Below are 9,125 nucleotides of genomic sequence, written 5' to 3' on the forward strand. Positions count from 1 at the left end.
CCGCCCGGACCGGACGGCGCGTGCCCGCCCGGCGGCCCACGATGAAGGACATCGCCCGGCGGGCCGGCGTCTCCGAGAGCGCCGTGTCCTTCGCCCTCAACGACCGCCCCGGGGTCTCCGAGACCACCCGCAGGCGCGTGCGCAGGGTCGCCGACCAGCTCGGCTGGCGGGCCAGCACCGCCGCGCGGGCCCTGTCGGGGGAGGGCGCCGCGACCGTGGGCCTGGTGCTCGCCCGCCCGGCGAGCTCACTGGGCATCGAGTCGTTCTTCCTCCAACTCGTCTCGGGCATGCAGGAGGTGCTCTCGGAACGCCACCTCGGCCTGCTCTTCCGGGTGGTCGCGGGAGCGGAGGAGGAGTGCGCCGTCTACCGCAGGTGGTGGGCCGAGCAGCGGGTCGACGGGGTCATCGTGGTGGACCCGCGGATCGGCGATCCCCGGCCGGCCCTGCTGGACTCCCTGGGCCTGCCCGCGGTGGTCGTCGGCGGCCGCGAGGTCGACCGCGAGCCCCGGGAGCCCGTCCCGTACCCGGTGATCTCCACCGTCCGGGTGGACGACGCGGCCGCCATGGGCGCGATCGTCGAGCACCTCGCGGGGCTGGGCCACCGCCGTGTCGTGCACGTCGCGGGCCTGGCCGGCCTGGCGCACACCACGCGCCGCGTCGCCTCGCTGCGGACCGGGGCCGCCCGCCTGGGCCTGCCCGCGGTCCGGTCGGTCACCACCGACTACTCCGAGGGCCAGGGGGCCGAGGCCACCCGCCTCGCGCTGGCCGGGGCCGAGCCGCCCACGGCGATCATCTACGACAACGACGTGATGGCGGTCGCGGGCGCCGGTGTGGCGCTCGGCATGGGGCTGTCCGTACCGCGTGATCTGTCCGTCGTCGCCTGGGAGGACTCGGCGCTCTGCCGCGCGACGCACCCCCGCCTGACCGCCCTGGACCGCGACGCGACGGCCTTCGGCAGGCGTGCGGCTGCGGAACTCGTCCGGCTGCTCGGCGGCCGCCCGGCCCGTGACGTGGCCCAGCCGACGCCGGAACTCGTCGTCCGCGACAGCACGGCGCCGCCACGGCGCGGCTGAGCGCCCGGCTGGGCACGTCGGGCGGTCAGTCTCCGGATATGGCGGTCAGTCTCCGGATATGCCGAAGAAGCCGACGTGCGTGGGTTCTCCGTTCGAGTGGAGAAGCACATAGTGCCCGGTCCAGCGCAGCTCCTGCTCGTCGGTCAGAGTCATCGCCTCAGTTCCACGTGACCTGCGTGACCTGGGGGAGGACGGGGCCTTGGCGCGCGCCAAGGCGTCCTCGAACTGCTGTGGGGTCGGCTCCGCCGTTCCGAAGTGGTACAGCAGCCTTTCGGGGCGCAGCGGACGCAACGTGCAGTACTCCCAGTCGCCCCTGCCGGGACCCGCGGGTGTGTCGACGATGCGGTGGACGTCCAAAATCGAGTGGGTGCCCGAATCCTCGAGGGACTCGTCGGCGTAGAGCGCCGCGCGATCGCCGTACTGCTCATCGTCGCCGTAGAGCTCCTGGAAGACCTGCTCGTGCAGGGCTTCGAGCGTCGCCTCGACGCTCCCGCGGTACGAAGTGACGTAGTCCCAGCCGGTGGGGCCCATCGCCCGTCTCCCGTCGTCAGCGATCATCCCGCCTCACGGTAGGGCGCCGGTCTGACAGTGGGCCCTGGTCCCCGCCCGCGGCGGCCGCTTGAGGGCCATGGCGACCCGGCCGCCACGGGGCGGCGTGCCCCGTGCGGCGCGGGTTCGCTCAGGCCGGTACGTCGGCGGTGGGGCGGGGCCGGGCGCTGGGGCCCGGGCTGCGGTCGACCTCTTCCGGGGCGCCGATCACATGGCCCTCGTCGCAGACCAGCCGGGCCCGTACGGGCGCACCGCAGTCGTGGTGGGTGGCCAGCAGCGCGGGGCCCTCGGGGTCGGCGAGGTACTTGTCGCCCCACTGCCGCAGCGAGGTGAGCAGCGGGTAGAGGTCCCGGCCCTTGTCGGTGAGCACGTACTCGGCCCGGCGCCGGGCGCCGGGCTCCTGGTACGTGTGCAGTTCGAGGAGCCCGTGGGCGACCAGGCCGCCCAGCCGGTCCGCCAGCACCGAGCGGGAGACGCCGAGGTGGTCCTGGAGGTCGCTGAAGCGCCTGACCCCGCGGGTGACGTCGCGAAGGATCAGTAGCACCCAGGACTGGCCGACGAGCCCGACGGCCCGCCCGACGGAGCAGTTCGAGGTGTCCTGGTCGAGGTATTCCATGCTCCGGATCCTACCTGAGTTCTCAGAAAGAACTCAGACGTGGTAGCGTGCCCGTTCAGCTAGGTTCGAAAGTCGAACTCAGCCGGGAAGGGAACAGCTCATGAGGAGCCCGAGCGCCGCCACGGACCAGGCCGTCAGTGCGGGTGCGTCCGACGCCGCGACCACCGTGAGGACACCGGATCCGGGGGAGGCGAGGAAGCGGTGGATCGGCTTCGTCGTCGCGAGCCTCGGCCAGATGGCGATGTTCGTGAACATCACCCAGACCACCGCCGTCCTCGCCCCGCTCCAGCAGGACCTGCGGGTGTCCGGCGCCCAGTTGGTGTGGATCGCCGGGATCTACTCGATGATGGTGGCCAGCTTCGTGCTCTCCGCCGGGACCGTCGGCGACCGCTTCGGCCGGCGGCGCGTCTTCGCCCTCGGCATGGTGCTGCTCGGCGGGGGCAGCCTCGTCACCTCGCTGGCCTCGGGCGCCTCGGGTGTCATCGTGGGCCAGGCCCTCATGGGCCTCGGCGGCGCCGCCATCCTGCCGAACAGCCTGTCCCTGGTGACCGGCATGTTCGCGGAGCCGCACGCCCGGACCCGGGCCGTCGGCATCTGGGTCGCCGTCTCCGGCATAGGCCTGGCCTTCGGGCCGGTGGCCGCGGGGCTGATCCTCGAGCGCTGGTCCTGGCACGCGGTGTTCCTGGTCAACGTCGTCCTGGCGGTGCTGGTCCTGGTGCTGACGCCCCGGTTCGTCACCGAGAGCCGGCAGCCCGGACGCCACCTCGACCCGCCGGGTCTCGTGCTCGCGGTCCTCGCCATCGGCGCGCTGAACTACGGCCTCGTCGAGGGCGGCCACACCGGCTTCGGCACCACCCACGCGACCACGGCCTTCGCGGTCGCCGCCGCCTCGCTCGCCGCCTTCGTCGTCCACGAGGCGCGCACCCGGACGCCCATGCTCAAGCTGCGGCTCTTCCGCGGCCGCTCCTTCGCCACGGCCAACGTCGTCGCGATGACCGCCCAGTACGCCTTCGTGGCCACCGCCTTCGCCCAGGTGCTGTACTTCGAGAGGATCCGGCACGAGTCCATCCTCGACGCGGGCCTGCTGCTCCTGCCGCTGATGGGTTCCTATGTACTGGTCAGCTACGTGGCCGCGGCGATCGCCCGCCGTATCGGCTTCAAGGCGACCCTGGGCGTCGGCGCCCTGCTGGCCTCGGCGGGTACGCTGCTGATGACGGCCCAGACGCCCACCTCGTCGACGGAGGTGATCGTGCTGCTGATGGCGATGTTCGGTGCCGGCGCGGGCCTGGTCCTGCCGCCGAGCACGGCCGTGGCCGTCATCAGCGTGCCGCAGACCGACGGCGGCATGGCCAGCGGCACCGTCAACCTCTTCCGCCAGGTCGGCGGCACGCTCGGGGCGACCGTCACGGGCACCGTACTCACCAGCGGTCTCGCCTCCCGGCTGCCCGGTGAACTCTCCGACCGCGGTGTCCCCTCCCGTGTCGCCGACCAGGTGACGCAGGCCGTCGGCACCGGCGCCCAGGGTTCCACCCTGCCCGCCGCGCTCCGGGACACCGTCACCGATGCCGTCGGCGGTGCCTTCACCGGAGCCCTGCACCTGGCCGTGCTCATCCCCGGCGTGGGCCTGGCGGCCGCCGCCGTCGCCGCCCTCGTACTGGTCGGCAACCGGCCCGCCCCGCAGGCCCACTGACCCCGCCCGCGTCACAGGACGAAGCAGGAGAGAGCCACGATGACGGAGACCAGCGACCCGGACCTCGACCCTGAGGCCGCCGGAGCCTTCCTGCGCGCCGTCGGGCTGCACTACGACACGATCAGCGCGCAGGAGGTCACCGCCCACCTGGAGGCCACCGAGGAGCACCACACCCCGTGGGGGATCACCCACGGAGGCCTCTACTCCACCGTGATCGAGAGCGTGGCCAGCGTCGGAGCCTCCTACGCCGTGCGCTCCGAGGGCCGGTTCGCCGTCGGCGTCGGCAACCAGACCGACTTCCTGCTCCCGTACGTCCGGGGCCGCCTCGACGTCCGCGGTACTCCCCTCCAGCAGGGCCGGAGCCTTCAGCTCTGGCTGGCGGTGATCACCGACGCGGCGGGCCGGCCGATCGCCCGCGGCCAGGTGCGGCTGTTCAACCGCTCCCTGCCCGTGTGACGGCGGGCAGGGGACCCCGGGGCGGGGAAGCCGGGCGGCGGCCCCGGTGCTTCAGGGTGCCGGGCGGATCTCCTGTGTGCAGCACTTGATGCCCCCGCCGGCCTTGTGGAACTCCGTGAGGTCGACGGGGACGGGCACGTAGCCCCGCCCCGCGAGCTGCTCGGACAGCCCCCTGGCGGCGGGCGCCATGAACACGTGCCGGCCGTCCGAGACCGAGTTGAGGCCGAACACCAGGGCGTCGTCCGCGGTGGCGACGACCGCGTCGGGGAACATCCGGCGCAACACCTCGCGGCTGCCGGGGGAGAACGCCTCCGGGTGGTACGCGATGTTCGCCGGCCCGCCCGCGGCCCCGTCGTCGAGGACGAACAGCGCGGTGTCCAGGTGGTAGAAGCGCGGGTCCACCAGCTGCAGGCCGACCGTCGGCACACCGAAGAACTCCTGCACCTCGTGGTGCGCCGCCCGGACGGTGCGGAAGCCCGTACCGGCCAGGACGAAACCGCCGACCGGCACCAGGTCGCCCTCCCCCTCGCAGACCGACACAGGGCGGCGCACGTCGAAACCCGCCGCCTTGAACCACGCCGCGTACTCCTCGGCCTCCGGGCGGCGCTCGGGCGCGAGGAAGGACGAGCCGAACACCCGCCCCTCCACCACCAGCGCCGAGTTGGCGGCGAACACCATGTCGGGCAGCCCCGGGACCGGCTCGACGGACTCCACCGTGTGACCGTGCTCCCGGTAGGCCCGCACCAGCGCGGCCCACTGCTCCCGGGCGAGCGCGGTGTCGACCCGCACGCCCTCCCGCATCCACGGGTTGATGGCGTAGCGCACATCGAAGTGGTCCGGCGGGCAGACCAGATAACGCCGGGGGCGGGCCACACGGTTCTCGGGCACGGCGAACTCCTCCGCTTCCTGCGGTAAGGCCGGGGGAACGGCTCAACGGTAGGAATCGGGGGCCCTGGACGACAAGATCCGGACGCTGCAAGCACACGCAGCGATGCTGCGTCGGCGGGCCCTTCAGCGCAGGTCTGCTGCGCCCTCCGAGGCGGGCCGCGCCGCCCCCGCCTCCGGGCTGTCGGGCAGCAGGTGCGACAGCACCATGTAGCTGATCGTCTTCCGGATGAAGGGCTCGGTCCTGATCCGCTCCAGGACCTCCTCGAAGTGCCCGACGTCGGTCGCCCGGACGTGCAGCAGGGCGTCCGCGCCGCCCGTCACCGTCATCGCCGCCGTGATCTCCGGGTGGTTCCTGACGACCTCGGCCAGCCGCCGGGGCGGCGCCGCGCCCTCGCAGTACACCTCCACGTACGCCTCCGTCCGCCACCCGAGGGCCGCGGGCCGGACCGTGGCGGTGAACCCGGTGATGATCCCGGACTCCCGCAGCCGGTCCACCCGCCGCTTGACGGCGGTGGCCGACAGGCCGATGTCCGCGCCGATCTCGGCGAAGCTCGTCCTGGCGTTCGCGATCAGAGCCGCGACGATCTTGCGGTCGAGCTCGTCGAACGGCACGGGTCTGTGGACCATGCCCCGCTCCTTCCGTCAGCCGTCCTGCTGGGCCGCGACCAGGGCGTCGCCGGTCTCCGTCCGGTAGTAGAGCACGGAACGCCCCGCCCGCCGGCGGCGCACCAGACGGGCGTCGAGCAGCACCTTCAGATGACGTCCCACCGAGCCCAGCCCCTGACCGGTCAGGGCGACCAGCTGCGTGGTGCTCATCGGCGTCGCGAGCAGCACCAGGACGGCGGCGCGCGCCGGGCCGAGCAGCGAACCGAGCGCCTCGGGGACCCGCTGCCGCCCCGCCTCGGCCAGCGCGCCCGAGCACGGGTAGACCACCGCGTACCGCACGGGCTCGTCCCAGGACACCCACCCGGTGCGCGGGGTGACGGGCACGAACATCAGCCGGGCGCCGGACAGGTCGCGCGGCGGGTAGTCCCGCGTGTTGATCTGCAACCGGCCCTCGCCGAGCCAGCGCATCCCGCGGCGCATGTCGTCCAGCGCCTCCGCCCAGCCGCCGCGGCCGAGCTGTGCGGTGCGCGCCACGATGTCGGCCTCGATGACCCGCCGCCGGCGCGGCCACTGCGGCAGCACCGTGTGCGTCCACACCCAGGCGACGACGTCCGCCGCGCGCTCCGGCAGGTCCGCGCGGCGCAGCGGGGCGGGGAGCGGTCCGCCGAGCGACACGGTCAGATGCTCGCGGGCGGCGTCCGGCGGGGTCTCGCGGATCCGCTGCAGCTCCTCCTCGAAGCCGGGAGCGCCCTCGCCGGAAGGCGTGGGGGTGAGGAAGTCGGCGTTCCAGGTGCGCCCCAGAGCGGCCCGCACCAGCAGCCCGGTCACCGGGTCGGCGGCCAGCCGCTCCCGGTACGCGGGCAGGTGCGTGCCGAGCCAGCCGCGCTCCCCGGGGTGCGCGGCCGTGCCCCGGTCGAGCAGCTTGAGGGCCGCGATGGCCTCGGCCAGCGGGGAGACGACGAACCGGCTGCCCACCAGCGTCTCCGAGTTCACCACCCACCAGCCCATGCCCCGCCCTCCTCACCTTTCGCGCCCGCGCGAAACATTAACCGCCCGAACCGGCGCCGCCGAGACTCGGTTCCATGCGCACCTACCAAGAACTCTTCCGCACAAGGGAGTTCACCCCGCTGTTCCTGGTCTCCACCGGCCAGATTGCGGCGCAGACGGTCAGCGGGCTGGCCCTGAGCACCCTGGTCTACGACGCCACGGGCTCGCCGCTGCTGTCCGCCGTCGCCATGTTCGGCCCGTCCCTCGCGCAGGTGGCGGGGGCGACGACCCTGCTGTCGGCGGCCGACCGCCTGCCGCCGCGCGCCGCGCTCGCCGCGGTCGCCCTGGTCTTCGCCCTCGGCACCGCCGTACTGGCCGTCCCCGGCCTGCCGATCTGGGCCGTGTTCGTCATCCTGCCGGCCGAAGGACTGGTGGCGTCCCTGGGCGGCGGCGTGCGCTACGGGCTGCTCCACGAGATCCTCCCCAAGGGCGGCTTCCTGCTGGGCCGTTCCGTGCTGAACATGGCGACCGGCACCATGCAGATCTGCGGCTTCGCCGCCGGCGGTCTGCTGCTCGCCGCCCTGTCACCGCGCGGGGTCCTGCTCGCCGGCGCGGCCCTCTACCTCACGGCCGCGGCGACCGCCCTGACCGGACTGCGCGCCAGGCCGCCGCGCGCGGGCGGCCGCCCCTCTGCGGCCGAGACCTGGCGGACCAACGTGCTCCTGTGGTCCGCCCGGCCGCGCCGCTACGTGTATCTCGCGCTCTGGGTCCCCAACGGCCTGATCGTCGGCTGCGAGTCGCTCTTCGTCCCCTACGCGCCGGAGAACGCCGGGCTGCTCCTGGCCGCCGCGGCCTGCGGCATGCTCGTCGGCGACACCATGGCCGGCCGGTTCGTCCCGCCGTGGTGGCGGGAACGCGCGGGCGCCGCCCTGCGCCTGCTCCTCGCGGCCCCCTACCTGGTCTTCGCGCTGCACCCTGCGCTGCCCCTCGCGGCGGCCGTCGTCGCCGTGGCCTCCGTCGGCTACGCGGCGAGCCTGCTGCTCCAGGAGCGGCTGATGGCCCTCACCCCCGACGAACTCAGCGGTCACGCCCTCGGGCTGCACTCATCCGGCATGCTCACCTGCCAGGGCCTGGGCGCCGCCCTGGCCGGCGCCGTCGCCCAGCACACCTCCCCGGCGACCGCGATGGCGGTCATGGCCGCCCTCTCCGTCGCCGTCACCCTGGTGCTGGCCCCCGGCCTGCGCCCGGGCCCCGGCGGTGCCGTCACGCCCGCGGCGCCCGGCCCCGCGACCCGTCGTCCAGTCCCGTGACCCGCATCGTGATGTTCAGCCGGCCGGAGGCGAGACCGGTGGCGGGGTCGCCCGTGCCCGGGTGGACCTTCGGGACGGCGTGGTAGGCGAATCGGGACGGGCCGCCGAAGACGAACAGGTCGCCGGAGGACAGTTCCAGGTCCGTGTACGGGCGGTTGCGGTTCTCGGTGTTGCCGAAGCGGAAGACGCAGCTGTCGCCGATGGTCAGCGACACGACCGGCGCGTCGCTGCGCTCGTCCTTGTCCTGGTGCATGCCGAGCCTGGCGTCGCCGTCGTAGAAGTTGATCAGCGCGGTGTCCGGGGTGTAGCCGTCGCCCGCCGCCGGGTCCTCGTAGGCCGCGACCAGGGCGCGGCGCCCCAGCCCCACCATCCAGTCGGGGAAGGGCGCGACCCGGGCGCCGTTCACGTCGCCCGCGGTACGGGTGTAGCGATAGGGCTGCCAGTGCCAGCCGACGCAGACCGTGCGCACCGACATCACCCCGCCGCGGGGGAGCCGGGTGTGCCGGATCGGGACCGGGCCCATGGCCCAGGCGCGGCACGCGACGACCAGCTCCCGCTGCTGGTCCAGGGTGAGCCAGCCCGGCACGTGCACCGCGCCCGGCGCCACCCGCAGCCGGGGACGGGGGATGAGCGCGCTCACCGGGCACCGCCCCCGCCCGGGGCGGCCGTGGTCACCCACCCCCGGTCCACCTGCCAGGTCCGGCCGTCCGGGGTCGCGCCGCGCAGGCCCTGGAGCGTCTCCGCCCCGGCGGCGGCCACCACGCGCGCGTCGCCGAGTGCGGCGAAGCCGTACGTACGCGCCGGGTCCCAGGGCGTACCGCGCCGCAGCCGGCGGGCCAGCTGCGCCCACCCGGCCGGCGCCGCGGCCACCACCCAGGCGTCCGGCGCCGGCGAGGTCAGCCGCCGCGCGGCCCGCAGCCGAAGCGCCGCGGACGCCGGATCGCCCGGTG

At 74.3% G+C, this 9,125-nt stretch carries 10 protein-coding genes and 1 pseudogene; 4 read left to right on the top strand and 7 right to left on the bottom strand.

From position 1 onward, the window contains the following. Positions 1 to 41: 41 nt before the first annotated feature. Complete coding sequence (locus PV342_RS21090) at positions 42 to 1,073, top strand: LacI family DNA-binding transcriptional regulator (protein WP_361005490.1); 1,032 nt, start codon at positions 42 to 44, stop codon at positions 1,071 to 1,073. A 45-nt stretch (positions 1,074 to 1,118) separates the two neighbouring features. Here PV342_RS21090 and PV342_RS21095 read toward each other — a convergent pair whose 3' ends face one another. After that, a complete protein-coding gene (locus tag PV342_RS21095; protein ID WP_500318332.1) occupies positions 1,119 to 1,631 on the bottom strand; it encodes a hypothetical protein in 513 nt (170 codons plus the stop codon). A gap of 121 nt (positions 1,632 to 1,752) precedes the next feature. Beyond that, complete coding sequence (locus tag PV342_RS21100) at positions 1,753 to 2,238, bottom strand: winged helix-turn-helix transcriptional regulator (RefSeq protein WP_018559327.1); 486 nt, start codon at positions 2,236 to 2,238, stop codon at positions 1,753 to 1,755. A 100-nt stretch (positions 2,239 to 2,338) separates the two neighbouring features. Here PV342_RS21100 and PV342_RS21105 point away from each other — a divergent pair, with 100 nt between their 5' ends. Further along, positions 2,339 to 3,928 (top strand): MFS transporter, encoded by a 1,590-nt coding sequence (locus PV342_RS21105; RefSeq protein WP_500318333.1) that lies wholly within the window; start codon positions 2,339 to 2,341, stop codon positions 3,926 to 3,928. 39 nt (positions 3,929 to 3,967) lie between these two features. After that, positions 3,968 to 4,384, top strand: a complete 417-nt coding sequence (locus tag PV342_RS21110) for a PaaI family thioesterase (RefSeq protein WP_386995818.1) — start codon at positions 3,968 to 3,970, stop codon at positions 4,382 to 4,384. Between the two features lie 51 nt (positions 4,385 to 4,435). On the opposite strand, the gene ddaH is transcribed toward PV342_RS21110, so the two are convergent. From ddaH to PV342_RS21125, 3 genes are all read right to left on the bottom strand, one after another. Further along, positions 4,436 to 5,272, bottom strand: a complete 837-nt coding sequence (gene ddaH, locus PV342_RS21115; RefSeq protein WP_500318335.1) for a dimethylargininase — start codon at positions 5,270 to 5,272, stop codon at positions 4,436 to 4,438. 123 nt (positions 5,273 to 5,395) lie between these two features. Then, entirely contained in the window at positions 5,396 to 5,899 is a 504-nt protein-coding gene (locus PV342_RS21120) for an Lrp/AsnC family transcriptional regulator (protein WP_018559331.1), read from the bottom strand. Between the two features lie 15 nt (positions 5,900 to 5,914). Beyond that, complete coding sequence (locus PV342_RS21125) at positions 5,915 to 6,886, bottom strand: ArsR family transcriptional regulator (protein ID WP_018559332.1); 972 nt, start codon at positions 6,884 to 6,886, stop codon at positions 5,915 to 5,917. A 74-nt stretch (positions 6,887 to 6,960) separates the two neighbouring features. Between PV342_RS21125 and PV342_RS21130 the strand changes: the two genes are divergently transcribed. Beyond that, positions 6,961 to 8,175, top strand: coding sequence for an MFS transporter (locus tag PV342_RS21130; protein WP_400803611.1), 1,215 nt, complete (start codon positions 6,961 to 6,963; stop codon positions 8,173 to 8,175). Here PV342_RS21130 and PV342_RS21135 read toward each other — a convergent pair. After that, on the bottom strand, positions 8,129 to 8,815 hold the full coding sequence (locus PV342_RS21135; protein WP_400803614.1) for an alpha-ketoglutarate-dependent dioxygenase AlkB family protein: 687 nt from the start codon (positions 8,813 to 8,815) through the stop codon (positions 8,129 to 8,131). The two genes, PV342_RS21130 and PV342_RS21135, sit on opposite strands and share 47 nt — an antisense overlap. Further along, positions 8,812 to 9,125 (bottom strand): annotated as a pseudogene (locus PV342_RS21140) (hypothetical protein); the annotation flags it as partial. The gene PV342_RS21135 and the pseudogene PV342_RS21140, both read right to left, overlap by 4 nt.

The sequence above is a fragment of the Streptomyces sp. PA03-3a genome, from assembly GCF_033792735.1.
GTDB lineage: Bacteria > Actinomycetota > Actinomycetes > Streptomycetales > Streptomycetaceae > Actinacidiphila.